Annotated in this window: 14 protein-coding genes; 7 read left to right on the top strand and 7 right to left on the bottom strand. The window is 58.3% G+C overall.

The window, feature by feature from the left end; all coding sequences use genetic code 11:
- Positions 1-331: 331 nt before the first annotated feature.
- The 4 genes from JKL45_RS22080 to JKL45_RS22065 all read left to right on the top strand — a co-directional run bounded on the left by JKL45_RS22080 (position 332) and on the right by JKL45_RS22065 (position 4,777).
- The gene (locus JKL45_RS22080) at positions 332-1,054 is read left to right on the top strand and encodes a LuxR C-terminal-related transcriptional regulator (protein ID WP_201863779.1); all 723 of its coding nucleotides are present in this window, start codon (positions 332-334) and stop codon (positions 1,052-1,054) included.
- 320 nt (positions 1,055-1,374) lie between these two features.
- Positions 1,375-1,575 carry a NepR family anti-sigma factor gene (locus JKL45_RS22075; protein ID WP_201863777.1) on the top strand — a complete coding sequence of 67 codons (201 nt, stop codon included), beginning with the start codon at positions 1,375-1,377 and terminating at the stop codon, positions 1,573-1,575.
- 31 nt (positions 1,576-1,606) lie between these two features.
- Positions 1,607-1,903 carry an integration host factor subunit alpha gene (locus tag JKL45_RS22070; protein ID WP_201863775.1) on the top strand — a complete coding sequence of 99 codons (297 nt, stop codon included), beginning with the start codon at positions 1,607-1,609 and terminating at the stop codon, positions 1,901-1,903.
- 435 nt (positions 1,904-2,338) lie between these two features.
- A complete protein-coding gene (locus tag JKL45_RS22065) occupies positions 2,339-4,777 on the top strand; it encodes a PAS domain S-box protein (RefSeq protein WP_246498798.1) in 2,439 nt (812 codons plus the stop codon).
- Between the two features lie 344 nt (positions 4,778-5,121).
- Here the strand turns inward: JKL45_RS22065 and JKL45_RS22060 are convergent, their stop codons facing one another.
- The 3 genes from JKL45_RS22060 to JKL45_RS22050 form a co-directional block, all read right to left on the bottom strand.
- On the bottom strand, positions 5,122-6,177 hold the full coding sequence (locus JKL45_RS22060; protein ID WP_201863774.1) for a diguanylate cyclase domain-containing protein: 1,056 nt from the start codon (positions 6,175-6,177) through the stop codon (positions 5,122-5,124).
- On the bottom strand, positions 6,126-6,731 hold the full coding sequence (locus tag JKL45_RS22055) for a cache domain-containing protein (RefSeq protein ID WP_201863773.1): 606 nt from the start codon (positions 6,729-6,731) through the stop codon (positions 6,126-6,128). The genes JKL45_RS22060 and JKL45_RS22055 overlap by 52 nt, the downstream gene beginning before the upstream one ends.
- A 73-nt stretch (positions 6,732-6,804) precedes the next feature.
- Positions 6,805-8,133: an IS701 family transposase gene (locus tag JKL45_RS22050; RefSeq protein WP_246498796.1), complete on the bottom strand. Its 1,329-nt coding sequence runs from the start codon at positions 8,131-8,133 to the stop codon at positions 6,805-6,807.
- 360 nt (positions 8,134-8,493) lie between these two features.
- Here JKL45_RS22050 and JKL45_RS22045 point away from each other — a divergent pair, with 360 nt between their 5' ends.
- Complete coding sequence (locus JKL45_RS22045; protein ID WP_201863772.1) at positions 8,494-8,946, top strand: sigma factor-like helix-turn-helix DNA-binding protein; 453 nt, start codon at positions 8,494-8,496, stop codon at positions 8,944-8,946.
- Between the two features lie 28 nt (positions 8,947-8,974).
- On the opposite strand, the gene JKL45_RS22040 is transcribed toward JKL45_RS22045, so the two are convergent.
- From JKL45_RS22040 to JKL45_RS22030, 3 genes are all read right to left on the bottom strand, one after another.
- Positions 8,975-9,766 carry a restriction endonuclease gene (locus tag JKL45_RS22040; protein ID WP_201863771.1) on the bottom strand — a complete coding sequence of 264 codons (792 nt, stop codon included), beginning with the start codon at positions 9,764-9,766 and terminating at the stop codon, positions 8,975-8,977.
- A 124-nt stretch (positions 9,767-9,890) separates the two neighbouring features.
- Positions 9,891-10,118: a hypothetical protein gene (locus JKL45_RS22035; protein WP_201863769.1), complete on the bottom strand. Its 228-nt coding sequence runs from the start codon at positions 10,116-10,118 to the stop codon at positions 9,891-9,893.
- A gap of 493 nt (positions 10,119-10,611) precedes the next feature.
- Positions 10,612-10,821 (bottom strand): cold-shock protein, encoded by a 210-nt coding sequence (locus JKL45_RS22030; protein WP_201863767.1) that lies wholly within the window; start codon positions 10,819-10,821, stop codon positions 10,612-10,614.
- Between the two features lie 287 nt (positions 10,822-11,108).
- On the opposite strand from JKL45_RS22030, the gene JKL45_RS22025 reads away from it, so the two are divergent.
- Positions 11,109-11,909 carry a phosphatidylinositol-specific phospholipase C/glycerophosphodiester phosphodiesterase family protein gene (locus tag JKL45_RS22025; protein WP_201863766.1) on the top strand — a complete coding sequence of 267 codons (801 nt, stop codon included), beginning with the start codon at positions 11,109-11,111 and terminating at the stop codon, positions 11,907-11,909.
- 389 nt (positions 11,910-12,298) lie between these two features.
- On the opposite strand, the gene JKL45_RS22020 is transcribed toward JKL45_RS22025, so the two are convergent.
- Positions 12,299-12,562 (bottom strand): hypothetical protein, encoded by a 264-nt coding sequence (locus JKL45_RS22020; RefSeq protein ID WP_201863765.1) that lies wholly within the window; start codon positions 12,560-12,562, stop codon positions 12,299-12,301.
- Positions 12,563-13,373: 811 nt separating this feature from the next.
- Here JKL45_RS22020 and JKL45_RS29770 point away from each other — a divergent pair.
- On the top strand, positions 13,374-13,716 hold a 343-nt coding region (locus JKL45_RS29770), incomplete at its 3' end, for a response regulator transcription factor (RefSeq protein ID WP_210345865.1).

Genomic DNA, 13,716 nt, shown 5'->3' with positions numbered 1-13,716 from the left:
CTCACCCGCCGTTGCCAAGGAGGTGAGGAGGCCTCCTGATCTTGAAGGCGATAGCTGCCCTCGCTCCGATACTCCTCATGAGGTAGTCGGGTTTCAGCTTAGCTGCATGTTTGCAGGGGAGGAGGCGAGTGCTCCCATTGGCTTAGCCCGGAGGGGCATCCTCCTTCGGGAACCGCCATGCTTTAGCCTCGTTATTGCCACGACTCGCCCACGCTTTGGCATCCATCCGAATTATCTGGCCTTACGTCAGACAGTCCCGCCTGCTTACCGCAGGCGGGTAAGGAAACGATTTGCTGTGGGTTGGCCTGAGAAGAACGAGGGGATTACGAGCATGGACCAAGACGTCGGCTACAAAGTCGAGACCCTGGTGCTGGCACCGAGTGCTCCCGAGAAGGTCGTCACCTTCTTGATATGTCAGAACACGCTGCTCCGGACGGGCGTCAGTCATATCCTGGAAGGCACCCGGTTCGTAGTAACAGAGGGTACTCTGGCCGGAGCAGAGGTGCCGGGGCTCATTCTTCTCTGCGACAGCCTCTTGCCAGAGAACGCGACTGACACAATCAAGCAGCTGAAGGAGCACTATTCAGGCGCCCGCCTAGCGGCCCTCAGTGATAATCTCGATCCTTTGACTGTTCGGGACCTCTTCAACGCCGGACTGGATGGGCTCTGCCAAACAGGCATGTCCCAGCCTGCTTTGGTCAAGGCTTTGGAGTTGGTGATGCTGGGTGAGATGTTCCTGCCGATCTCGGTGAGCCTGGCTATGCTCGACCAATCCATGTCTCCCCAACGGCAGAGTATGGCTGCCGCGAATGACCCTACGGCGCTTTCAATCAAATTTTCGGAGCGCGAGGCTCAGATCCTGCGGCACCTGATAACGGGGGCCTCTAATAAGCTGATCGCACGGGATCTCGGGCTGGCTGAGGCCACGGTGAAGGTACACATCAAGGCTATTCTCCGGAAAGCGAAGGCTGCCAACCGGACCCAGGCCGCTATGTGGGCAACCCAGCACCTTGGCTTTCAGACGCGTTACCAAAGCTCCGAATTGGCAAGCTGACCCATGAAAAGGGGCCCGCTCCGTGGGGGAGGGGCCCTTAGATTGACGCCGTAGTTATTGAGAGAGGAACGGCGATCCTTTTCAGACGGTCGAACAGGAGCGAACGATCCGTCAGACAGGCAAACGACAGGGACGCCGACCTATTCCACCTTAGCCGCAAAGAAAAACTTCGCCTGATGTCCAGCCTCCGCATTCTCCTCTGAGGGACCCAGCTGGACCAGCAGAGATGTACAGTCACGCTGAAACCTAATCCAAAAGGGTGAGTTCCCCCTCACATATGTAAACAGGGGCAATGCAGGGACATCAAAGAGAACGATGCCATGCAGCCGAGCAATAGAGTTTCGTGGGCAAAGCCGATCCCCAACAGCCTGAACTTCTCACAGGAGCAGGTAATCTTCTTCGTCGGCCACTCCTTACGCAGTCTCTACGACGACATTCTCACAGCGGACCTGCCGGACAGGTTGGAAGCTCTTGTGCAAGAGCTTGAGAACAAGCAGACACCTGCCTCCGACGCCCGGTAAGCTGGGCCTTCATCAGCAATGGAATGACTAGATGACCGGAAAAACGGCATCCCGGGCAGACCTGTGCGATGCAGTCTATGAGACCGCAGGCCTATCCCGGCATGAAGCCGCTGCGCTGGTGGAGCAGGTGCTGTCTGAGATCGGCGGTGGCTTTGTCCGAGGGGAGCCTGTGAAGCTTTCAGGTTTCGGCACATTCACCGTCCGGAATAAAGCTGAGCGCGTGGGCCCCAATCCAAAAACCGGTGTCGAGGTGCCGATTAAGCCACAGCGGGCGGTGACGTTCAGCGCCTCGAACGTACTCAAAGAGCATGTGAACGCCGCGAAATAGAACGCATCAGGGCCGCAAAAGAAAAGGGCCGCGCCCAGTCTTTTGACCGTGTTCGCGACCCGTCAGCCCCCGCATTTGCCCCTACGGTAAATACGTAAAACTATTGTTGGTTTTGGAATCGACGCTCGAAAATGTGTCGTGCTTCAATGCTCTGAAAGATGAACCAATCGGCCGCTTTGCACAATAAGGGAAAACCGAAAGCTTGGCCTTAGTCAGACTACGTAATGCTCTTAAGGTAAAGTCAGAACATTACATTGACGTCCCAGATCGAAGCTTAGATGACCTATGTAGAAGTTAGTCTTTAGCCTAACCCGCAGGGCGAAGATCGTCGTGCAACGGCTTTTACATTGTTTTCGCTGCACTCCTTTGCTACCGCACCGCACGCATTACCTTACGTTAAAGAATTCGGTCTTCCGTCGGGGCATATATTCAAAAATGGCGACCAGCACTTTCAACGGCAGCGTTCCCGCCTGGGACGAAGTAGTCCGGCTTGCTGCCCTGCAAGACCTTGAGGTTCTCGACACGCCGCCGGAAACAGCGTTCGACGACATTGTTCAAATCGCTGCTCAGGTGTGCCAAACCTCTTCCGCATCAGTAGGCTTTGTGACTGGCGACCGGCACTGGTTCAAAGCCAAGATCGGTTTTGAACAAGACGAAATTCCGTCCGATATTTCGATCGGCTCCCATGCCATGCGGCAGGAGGGCCTTGTAGTCATCGGCGATCTTCGAGAGCATCCGGAACTCCGCACCAACCCATTTGTGACGGGGAAGCCAGGCCTGCGCTTTTACGCTGGCATCGCCTTGCGGACTGAACGCGGGATAGCTTTGGGCGCTCTGTCCGTTCTCGATTGTTCGGCTCGCCCGGAAGGTCTGACCGCGGCACAGGAGCGGACGCTGGTGGCGTTGGCCCGCTCCATCACTCGTGAGATGAAGCTCAGGCATGCCGAGCGCGAGCTTGCCCAAAAGACCGAGATGCTGAACCGGCTGCATGCCAGTTCCGACGACTGCATCAAGGTGCTCGACCTCGAGGGGCGCCTGCGCTTCATGAATGAGGGCGGCTGCCGGGCCTTAGAGATCGGGGACTTCGCACAAATCGAGGGCTGCAACTGGCTCGACTTCTGGACTGGTACCACCGCTGAGGATGCGTGCAAGGCGGTGCTGCGGGCAAAGATCGGCGACACAGGCCGATTCCGCGGCTTTTGCCCGACGCTGGCCGGGACCCCGAAGTGGTGGGATGTGGTGGTCACGCCGATCATGGGCAGCGACGGCAAGCCGGATGCATTGCTCTCCATCTCCCGAGACATCTCCGGCGTTCAGCAAGCCGAGGAGTGCCTGCGTCAAAGCGAGGAGCGGCTGCGCCTGGCGATCGAGACCACAGGCCTGGGTATCTGGGACCTGAACATGGTGACGGGTGAGCGGCAGTGGAGCGCTGAGGCACGAGAGCTGTTCGGTTTTGCGCCGGACACCAAGATCACGCAGGACCTTGTTCTCGCATGCATCCATCCGGAAGACCGGGAGCGGGTGATCCGGGACGTCTACAGTAATGTACGTGCTGACAGCCTGACCTTCACCAATACATTCCGCATCATTCGGGCTGAAGATGGCGAGGAGCGTTGGATCACGTCTGTCGGGCACACGCTGGTCGACAAGGATGGGCGGCCAACCCGCAAGCTGGGTATCGCTCAGGATGTCACTCAGCATATCGCGGCCGAGGAAGCCCTGCGCGCCAGCCAGGACGATCTGCTGCGCCAGACGGCGCACCTGCAATCCATCCTGGCCACCGTACCGGATGCGATGGTCGTATCGGACGAACGGGGGATCATCACCTCATTCAGCGCCACTGCGGTGAAGATGTTCGGCTACCAGCCCGAGGAGATCATCGATACCAGCGTCAAGTTCCTGATGCCTTTGCCGTACCGTGACAACCACGAGGGCTTCATGCACCGCTACCGGCACACCGGCGAGCGCCGGATCACGGAAAGCGGCCGCGTGGCCGTGGCCCAGCGTAAGGATGGCTCGACCTTCCCGATGGAGGTGCATCTAGGCGAAATGGAGTCAGGGGGCGAGCGCTACTTTACCGCTTTCATCCGCGATCTCACGGACCGGCAGTATACAGAGAAGCGTATGCAAGAGTTGCAGACCGAACTTGCTTATATGTCCCGCCTCACAGCGATGGGGGAGATGGGCTCGACCCTGGCGCATGAGGTCAATCAGCCGCTCACGGCCATCACAGGCTATCTGAGAGGATGCGGCATGATCCTGGACCGAATGGACGGCGAGCACGTGCCGATGCTGCGTCACGGGATCGAGGGGGCAACAGAGGAAGCTCACCGGGCCGGAGAGGTGATCCGCCAGTTGCGGGCTTTCGTGGCGCGGGGCGAGACGGACCAGGAGATTGAGGACCTGCGTAAGCTGATCGAAGAGGCGAGCGCTCTTGCCCTCGTTGGGGCCAAGGATAAGGGCATCAAAGTAGACTTTGACCTTCCCCACGAGAGCCCCAAGGTTCTCGTGAGCCGAGTTCAGATCCAGCAGGTTCTGCTCAATCTGGTACGCAATGCCATGGAGGCCATGCAGGAGGTCGAACAGCGGGACCTGACAATTAGGGCCGAACTGGCGGACGCCGGGACGACGGTATGCATGAGCATCAGAGACACGGGCACCGGAATCGCGCCAGCCATCCTCGAGAAGCTGTTCACTCCATTCATGACAACGAAGAGGACCGGCATGGGCGTCGGCCTGTCGATCTGCCGGACCATTATCGAGGCCCATGGCGGAAAAATCTGGGCGGAGTCGGCTCCAGGAGAGGGGACAGCTTTCCACTTCACCCTGAAAGCAGTGAAGGACGAGGAACTTGCCGAGGCAGGCGAGGCGTGAACTGCGACGGAAAGCGTCCTGTTCAGCCCCTGAAAGAGTCACAAATCTGAGTAGGCTTCTTCGTACGGCCTTGCGCTGTGGCAGCTCGCACTTACACAGCATCCCGAGGCCGCGACGCTGACCGGCTGTGCGGTCGCTTGTGTTCGCCGCGAGCAACCGCTCAAGGTGACCCGGTGTCGGCGTCACCTCTTCCCGCAAAAAGAAGGCCGCTGGAAACCAGCGGCCCGAGTCGGGAGAAGTGTCCAGAGGACCATCCGAGGGGGCGATCCCCCGGACAGGAAGGACATTCTAAACATACGGGATTTGGCTTGTAGGAAGCTTGCTTCCGCCTTCCGGGGTGATGCTCAAGCGGCCACAGCGCAGTTGCGCCCCTGAGCTTTTGCCTTGTAGAGGGCCGCATCAGCCCGGTCGGGCATGTCCTGCACGGATTCACCTGGCCTCATCGCGTTGGTGATCCCGATGCTGCAGCCGATACGAACAGCCTTGCCTGACACCAGGACAGGTTCATTGACGGCCCTGATCAAACGCTCGGAGATCTCCTGAAGATTGGGAGCTTCCTTGCCATCGGCTGCATCGACAATGATGACAACCTCGTCTCCCCCGATGCGCGCGATCAGATCGTTGCTGCGCAAACACGAGAGCATCCGGGCGCTGACCTGGCGCAGAACGACGTCCCCGGCGTGATGACCCAGTGTGTCATTCACCGGCTTGAAGTTATCGAGGTCGAGGCTGAGAACGGCAAAATAAGGCACAGGAGAGCGCGAGAGCACTTCTTCCATATACTGGTCGAACAGGCGCCGGTTGGGCAGCCCGGTAAGCGTATCGTGACACGCTGCATCTTCCATCTTTGACAGAGCGTCCTGCGTTCGGGTCAGCGATGTGACCAGCGCCCGAAGGGACGTCGAGAGGTCCGCGACTTCCGCGGCTCCGCCAAGTTGGGGGATTTTCACTCCGGGCTCACCCTGGCGAAGGCGCACCGCTGCGTCGGCGATGGCATGCAGGGGTCGGGTGATTAAACTGGCGGCAAACCAGGCGAAGGCGCTAAAAAGGGCTGCGAAGCCGACACCCCAGAGGAAGATCTCGCGGCTGGCGACGTCGGCATTGTCGTAGGCCGCAGCAAGCGGCTGTCGGACGAGGGCCGTCCATCCGAGGTCGGTATAGTCGTCCTGGCCGACCCCTCGGGCATAGCCAGTGAGGTATCGTTGCCCGTCGGGCCACGTCTCGATGGCCCAGCCGGACCGGTTGGACTGGGCCAGTTTGAAGTTCTCAACCGGCAGCGGTCGTCCGATGGTACCCTGGGGCCCGAGAAGGACAGTTCCGTCGGCGCCAACGATAAAAGCTTCCTGTCCTAGCCTCTCTTTTGCGGCTGGAGAGGTCTGACTTGCACGTCCCTTGCCCAACCCCACGAGAAATGGGTTGCCAAAACGCCCAGGGTTTTGCCGGTGTCATTCCGAATGGGGGTTGCCACATCGACGAACTTCATCGGTTCGCCGGTCGGGTTCGGCAGAAGCTTTGCGAGCAGAACGGCCTCGTGGACGTCTCCGATGAAATGCCCTTTGATGCCCTGATGGAAGACAGGGCGAGATGACACGTTGGCGCCGAGCAAGACCCGACCACTGGAGGCGGTGACAACGCCGTCCGTATTAACGGTACCGATCCAGGCCAGAGTAGAGTCCTTCAAGTGCAACTCATCGACGACTTTTTGAGCCTCGGCCCAGTCCCCGATGGCGCTGATCTTGGACAGCACACTAATTTGGCGCGAGCGAGATGCCATGTCGGCATCAAGTTTATTGGCCATCTGAAAAGCTGTTTCAGACAAGGCTCGGCCTATCTCACGTTCGAAATGCCGTTCGGATCGTGCCCCCACAACCAGGCTCATGGTACTGGCCATGGCAATAACGAGGGTAGCGCCAGAGACAGCAACAATGGTTCGTAAATTCAATCGCTTCAACATGATATCGCCCCGCCCCAGGGCTTCTGTTGGCCCGATTGGCTTCTATTCTCAAATCACTGATCAACAGCTTGTTTTACCTAGACTCTAAGCTCGACTTTGGCCAATCAGGCGGCGTGACAGAGTGCGGAAACCAAGCACTGCTGAAGGGCCCGCGAGGGTTTCGGAGTTTTGTGCCGGTGCCGGGATGTAAACAAACCTGTCTCGCGCCAAATCTGCCGTCGCACGGTTGCGAGCGCATCTGCAAAAGTCGGATGAGACTTGCGGTACCAGCTGTCGATGAGCACAGCTGTTCGGTGCGCTGGTCGAGTTGGGCAGCCAGCAGGGTTACGATGGAGAACAGCCCGAACAAGCAGGGTGTGGTGCGGGCCACGGCACGATCCGACCATTGCCGTTGCGTCTCCACCCCCAGGTGGGCGCGGGCCTCCTGGAACGTGACCTCGACCTGCCAGCGCAGAATGAACCAGCGGATGATCTGCAACGGAGCCTGCCTGGGATCGGTGCATAGCAAGGCCTGCGGCGAGAAGCGTCCAAGGGGATCGCGCAGCAGCACCCAGCGGATTGGTACCACCGGCATGCCGCCGTGGCGCCACACAGCCGTTGCCGAGCAGAACTCGATCAGCCGCTCCCCTTCGCCATACCAGCCCGGCACCGTGACGCGTTGCCAGCGCGTACTTGTCCGCGTCAGCACGTCAGAAAGGGTTGGCAGGCGAGCTCCTTTGGTGCGAGGACGGCCGCATGTCCCTGGTTGACGCGGTGGAGCCGGCTCATAGAGGGCAGCATCCAGCCGAAGCCGGGTGATGCAGATCACACTCTGACGGGACAGGGCTGCAAGCAGCTCCAGGGCGGCAAAGCCCATGTCAGACACTAGGATCAGCTCGCGCTCGGGCAGCCAACGCCGCACCTGCAGCACCAGCTGGCGGGCCCAGTCTGTCAGCTTTTTATGCCGGTGTCCCCGCTCACGGCAGTAGCGCTCCGAGGGCGCCAGGAGCATGAGGCTGATCCAGCGCAGGCCTGATGCCTTAACGAAGTGAGCATCGGATGAGCGCACCGGATCGCGATAGATGCCCTTGGCTTTGATGCGCCGGCCGCGCCGACGCTCGATGGTGTCATCAAGGCCGAGGATGATCGGACCGGTTGGCGCGAAGGCGTGGATGAGCAAGCAAAGCAGCAGACGGGCGGCCTCGCGTCCGCTCCAACGAGCTCGGCTCAACACGCGATGGTAGTTGACGAAGTGAGCCTCGCGACTGAGGCCGGTGATGCGCAAGATGCTGGTCACAGTGCGCTTGCCGGGTGCCAGAATGGCCCCGACGAGCAGGACCTCGGCATGGCGCCAGGTTCGGTGGCGAGAGAGCGGGGCAAAGGCTACAATGATCGCGGCGAAGCGGGCAGGCAGGTCTGGCATGGCCGTGTCTCTTGGCGGGGACACACCAACCTACCGCATCGTTCGCTTCGCCGCTGGGCTCTCCCCACACTCAGCCGTCAGAAATGGCCAAAGTCGAGCTAAGCATTGGCAACCTCAAGAATTAGGCTCCCGAACGCTTAAGCGGCAATCACTGCAACGAAACAAAACAACAATTAAGTGTGCTGCCCTGCTTGAAAAACACGAATCATGGACTCTATTCTGTTTCGGGTCGCTTTAATTCGGCTGACCTCTCCCAGTTGCCGTGCGGGGCTTCTGGATCGTGTCATCACCTCTTCGTCGTTCAAAAGTCAGCCTGAACCGGTGCGAGTGCATCGGGGCAGGAGTTCAGGAGTCTCTCTTTTGGCCACGCTGAAGCAATTTGAAGAAGCCCTGCGCGCCCAAGGCATGAATATGGCCTTGGCGATCCTGGAAAAGATCCGCAAGGAGGAGAAGAAGACGCGGTCAATCATGCCAGCCCGTAGGGTAGCCGGGCGGAAGATGACGCCGGAGCTTGCACGCAAAATCCTCGAGCTACACACCACGACCGATATGACCCAGCAGGAAATCGCTTTTCAACTGGGGATCAACCAAGGCCGCGTGAATGAAGTGGTCAAGCGTGGGAAGTGGCTCACCGAAGATCCGCAATCTGAGGAAGCACAGGCCCGTGACAAGGCGAAGGCTCGGATGAAGCGCACTCAGTCGGAGGATACACCGATCCCGCGCAAACAGCCTATTGCCAAGGGTGTCGAGGAAGGCCCAAGGAAGCCTAAGCCGCGCAACACCGCACAGCTCTCGATTGAGGACTTTCTATAGGGTGTAAAAGGCTAAATGGAATCTTGTATCAGCGGGAGCCCGCCCCGCTGGCGACGATCAGATCGAGCCGCTCCAGATCGGAATGGTGCATCAGCAGCACGCCGTTCTTGTGCGCGAGCTGGTGAGCCGATTTGGTGTAAACCGAGTTTGTGACTACGACAGCGTAAGGCGCATCCTGGAAGGCAGCGGCGGCGTAAGCTTCCTGAACAGCCTTGTTGCCAACAGTACCATTGTAAAACTTGCACTGGATGACCACCCGCCGGCCATCCTTCTCCGCGATGATGTCGGCGCCTTGATCGCCTGAGCCGGGGGTAAGGGCAGCGTCCCATCCTGCTTCCTGCAGGACCTCCCGACAGTAGAGCTCAAACTCTCTGCCAGTCATCCCATCATCAAATTCGACGGTTTGCTCGGCCGGTTGGTGCCGATCGATGACCCGGTTGATCCGCGTCCTGAGCCGGGTAACGTACCGCTTTGGATCCCTGGCGAGGAGATGATCGATCTTCCTGCGCTGGAATTCCGGCAGGAGCGTCTTCTTGATGAATGTGTTGAGATGCTTGTCCCACGCGTCTTCGGACACATTCCCATACTCGTCAGGGGAGAGCATGTGGGCCCGTTTCGTCGCCAGAGTTCGGACGTGCTTCAGCGCCGCCCGGTCGGTGAGATCATAGATCAGAAGGGTCGAGTGAACCTTCGTCAGCCGCAGGAACAGGAGCAGCGCGAGCCCGGCCCAGGCAGCAAGTGAGTTTAAATAGAAACCCACGCCGAATAGGAGCAGCAGCACAGTACTGAACGCCTTATGCCTCCAGAGATAACGAAACATTCCCTTTACCGCACCAGATTTCGGCCATTGCCATGATCACCAGCGGTTTTGGATAGCTGAGCGCGGTTACCGGCGGCTTTGCACCAATCTCAATTGCAGGGAACTCACAGGAATATTTCAGTTGCTACTGTCTAGTGATGCGCGTGCGGTCGAGGATCTGGCCGGCGAACTCCCGCAACTCCTCCGCAGTGCTTGTTTCGTCTCTCTGGATGACGAAAAGCCCGGTATGGAGCAGGATTATCAACTCGCGAGCCTGCCGTGCTTCGCCGTCGGCTGCCGGCATGACTTCAGCCATCTTGGCTCGCATGATAGCGGCATCGCGATCGAGAATTTGCATAAGGCGGGTAGGCACTGCGTCTCCTTTCAGTGGCGGGTCTGAGAGCCTGACCGATACAAATAGTTCTCCTTGCCGGAATGATAATAGGCAGGCGCAGTTGAGCCCAATCACTCAGGCTTGATGCCGAGGGCAATGCAGTAGCCGTAATACGCATGTTCCCCTGCTTTATGGTAGATTTCTGCAATCTCCATCTTCTTGCGCCGGGCGACGGCAAACCGGGAGCCGGTGCGCTGCCGGTGAAGGTAGGCGGTCGGGCAAGCGTCGAGTTTGACGGTCTGCTGCAGGCGAGGGAACTCCTAGGTCGACATCTGTTCTGAGTAACCGTCACGGCCCATGAACATCACGAATACCTTTCGGTGCTCTTTGATGAACCGCTCGTCGTTGAGAAATGCAGGAGGCGAAGTTTCCGACAAAAGGAGTCTTCATTGCGGCAGGCACAATGAAAAAAGCCGCCCCGAAACGGAGCGGCTCATTGTGAAGGCGGAGCAAGCCGCAAATGTGAGAGGTCTTAAACCTGCTGCAGGTTGGTCGCGGACTCTTTCCCCGAGCGCCGGTCCTGCTCAACCTCGTAAGAGATCTTCTGCCCGTCCTGCAGGCTGCGAAGCCCTGCGCGCTCTAGGGCGCTGATGTGGACGAAAACGTCCTTGCCGCCATTGTCCGGCTGGATGAAGCCGTATCCCTTGGTCTCGTTGAACCACTTTACTGTGCCAGTCGCCATTCTTGTCCCTAGTCCTTAGTAGTTCCCCTCCGGCAGAGCGACTTGCTCCACCCTCCGGTGACAGATCGGTCACGCGAAGGAGGCTAGTTGGGCATTGGAACCATGGCAATAAAGTGGCGGAAAGATCGTTAACAGCCGGAGATCGCGATCAGAGTTGCTTCCAGGCGGTCTAGACCTATCTCCACGATTTGGGCGTGAGCCGGCTAAGGACCATGCCATCATCAGTATGTCACCGATTTTTGGAAGCCGAGCACCCCTGACAAGTAGACGAAACTACTGGAGGAAACATGAAAGCCCTGTTCCTGGCCACTGTCCTCGCACTCTCGCCGGCTATGGTCTGCGCTGCCGATGTGAAGCCCCTTCTTCAAGCCCACGCCCACAACGACTATGAGCATCAGCGACCGCTGCTCGATGCCCTCGACCATGGCTTTACCGGCGTCGAGGCCGACATCTGGCTCGTGAACGGCAAGCTGCTGGTGGCCCATGAAGAGGCTCATATTAAGCCCGAGAGAACCCTGGAGGCGCTCTACCTCGACCCGCTGAAGAAGCGCGTTTCCGAGAATAGCGGGAAGGTCTACCCCGCGGGTGAAGGGTTCACCCTTCTCATCGACATCAAAACCGAAGGCGAGCCGACCTACAAGGCTTTGGCTGAGGTGCTTTCCAAATATGCAGACATCCTAACAGTTATTCGGGACGGTAAGGTTCAGACAGGTACTGTTACCGCAGTGGTGTCTGGCAACCGACCGAAAGACTACATGGTTTCAGAGAAGGTTCGCTTTGCCGGGTATGATGGCCGCATGCCTGATCTGGCCTCCGATATGCCAGCATCCTTTATGCCGCTATTGAGCGACAACTGGACCAAGATCTTCACTTGGAAAGGCGACGGTGAGATACCCTTCGCCGAGAGAGCCAAATTGCAGGACATCGTCAAGACGGCCCATGAGAAGGGCTGGACCGTTCGGTTCTGGGCGACCCCAGATCAGCCAGGGCCACAGCGTGAGGCAGTCTGGAAGGAGTTGAAGGCGGCCGGAGTGGACAAGATCAATACAGACGATCTTGCGGAATTGCAGAGTTTTCTGAGCAAATGACCTGAAGAGCGACTGAGATGCGTGATGTGAGCTTGCATCCCAGTCGGTTCAGGCGGTGAGTTGAACAATAAGGGGTAAGGTTTCAAGAATGCCGGCAGCCATCGGTCTCGACGCCGATGAACATCCCGTGCCAGGTGCCAGCGAGGATGTTGTCAAATGAGAGGAGCCGGAACCTCTACGAAAGGTACGATAATTCGGGCTCCCATCTGAAGAGCGCTGAAATAGCTCATGCAACGACTTGATCTGGGCGCGCGTCAGGCGAGCTCGATTCATGGATTCCACCTTGGATAAAGGGCTGGATCAATCTTTGAGGCTGCCGGCGGCCGACAGAACGGCTACGGCTTTGGCTTCGTCGGTGAAGAGGAAGCCGATCCTGTGCTCGTGGGTCATCAGAGCCCAGGCAGCACGGAGCAGATCCTGTAGATCGCCGACTTCTGGTCGCCCTCGGACTCTTCCCCATGAACGAAGGCCGCATGGGTATAGGTATCCATGTCTCTGACATCCGAGAGAGTGAAGGGGCGATTTGTGTCATCTTTAGCAGTCATGACCTGCTCAAAGAACGCCTTGCCCGGTAGACCGTCGCCCTCATCAAACACGTTGACGATTTCCCCGTCGATGGTGAGGATGAAGGCGATCCCTTGGCGGGTATCCAACAGACAAGTGGCTCACCTCTCCAGTATTTCCTGGCGCGTCTTCAGCAAACATCCTGGCCGCACGGGCTGGACCCGCCTGAGTTCTCATTTAGAGGCAGACGAGAGCCGCAGCATGGCTAAGGTATGCTGAAGCAGAATAGTTTAGGGATGAACCGTTTCTTGTGAATGGACACGTGCTGAGCTTAAGCACCTGAATAAGGGTGCGGCTCAGCACGGCCAGTCGAGGGCCGTAATGCAGAACCACCAGCATGTCTCGTCCGCGCTTAACCGCCTGATTGTTGGCGCAGAGCAACCTTTTGATCTCCATGCTCTGTTGCAAAGCACGTCACGGACCCTGTCCAATCTCGACTTCGAACACCAGCACGAGATGCAGCGGGTCGAGCGCGGCAGAACTGATCCTGTGCTGAAGAGGTAGATCATCGACAACCTGAAGCGGAGGCACCGCGAACGGCGTCAGCCTTACATGGCGCTCATTGCCGCACTCCAGAGCCACCTCTCGTCAGCCGTCGCGGACGACCTTCGGGCGACGGGCTGACAGTATTCCCACGTTCCAGGCTCATCTATTGTTGCGGACAGGAACCTTGAAGCGCCTCTTTGGACGCATCCTATTGCCTGCTGGCCGATTTTGTTCAGTGGCGTTGAGGCAATTTCAAAAAGCCAAGTCACATACGGTCAAGCTTAATCAGGTCTCTGTGTTCGGAACTACAGCATAGTACTTTTGGCTGAGCACGTTCTGTCGGGATTCAGACAGACAGAAACTCTGCTTCTCGTTTACTTTTGATTAACTCGGAAGGCTGAACAGGGGGCACGAATGACTGCACAAACGCTGACGCTTGTACATGATCGCTCGTTGGACGCTGACACCCCATCGACGCGTTTCACTCCCGCGATTGCTACGGCCCTGATCTGCGACAACCCCCTTCTGCGCTCTGGGCTTCAGCACATCCTGCGGGACACGCCGTTTGCTGTTGTCGAAGCAGCATCTGTCACTGGTCCAAAGCGCCTCCAGCATTGTGCGGTCGACACGGCTTTGATGATCATCGAAGCCAGCCAGAACACTGGGCGAGTGCTTGAGGTAATCCAGGAAGTAAGAGCGCAGTCGCCAGAGACCCGAATTGTGGCTCTATCCGATCAATTCGATCTCAGCTTTGTGC

The organism is Microvirga soli, assembly GCF_016734765.1.
Taxonomy (GTDB): Bacteria; Pseudomonadota; Alphaproteobacteria; order Rhizobiales; family Beijerinckiaceae; genus Microvirga; species Microvirga soli.
This window is presented reverse-complemented; position numbering and strand designations above follow the sequence as displayed.

Bases quoted from the DNA above. Each gene is read 5' to 3' on its own strand.
- JKL45_RS22080 (WP_201863779.1), top strand. From the start codon at position 332: ATGGACCAAGACGTCGGCTACAAAGTCGAGACCCTGGTGCTGGCACCG.
- JKL45_RS22075 (WP_201863777.1), top strand. From the start codon at position 1,375: ATGCAGCCGAGCAATAGAGTTTCGTGGGCAAAGCCGATCCCCAACAGC.
- JKL45_RS22070 (WP_201863775.1), top strand. From the start codon at position 1,607: ATGACCGGAAAAACGGCATCCCGGGCAGACCTGTGCGATGCAGTCTAT.
- JKL45_RS22065 (WP_246498798.1), top strand. From the start codon at position 2,339: ATGGCGACCAGCACTTTCAACGGCAGCGTTCCCGCCTGGGACGAAGTA.
- JKL45_RS22055 (WP_201863773.1), bottom strand. From the start codon at position 6,731: ATGTTGAAGCGATTGAATTTACGAACCATTGTTGCTGTCTCTGGCGCT.
- JKL45_RS22050 (WP_246498796.1), bottom strand. From the start codon at position 8,133: ATGCCAGACCTGCCTGCCCGCTTCGCCGCGATCATTGTAGCCTTTGCC.
- JKL45_RS22040 (WP_201863771.1), bottom strand. From the start codon at position 9,766: ATGTTTCGTTATCTCTGGAGGCATAAGGCGTTCAGTACTGTGCTGCTG.
- JKL45_RS22030 (WP_201863767.1), bottom strand. From the start codon at position 10,821: ATGGCGACTGGCACAGTAAAGTGGTTCAACGAGACCAAGGGATACGGC.
- JKL45_RS22025 (WP_201863766.1), top strand. From the start codon at position 11,109: ATGAAAGCCCTGTTCCTGGCCACTGTCCTCGCACTCTCGCCGGCTATG.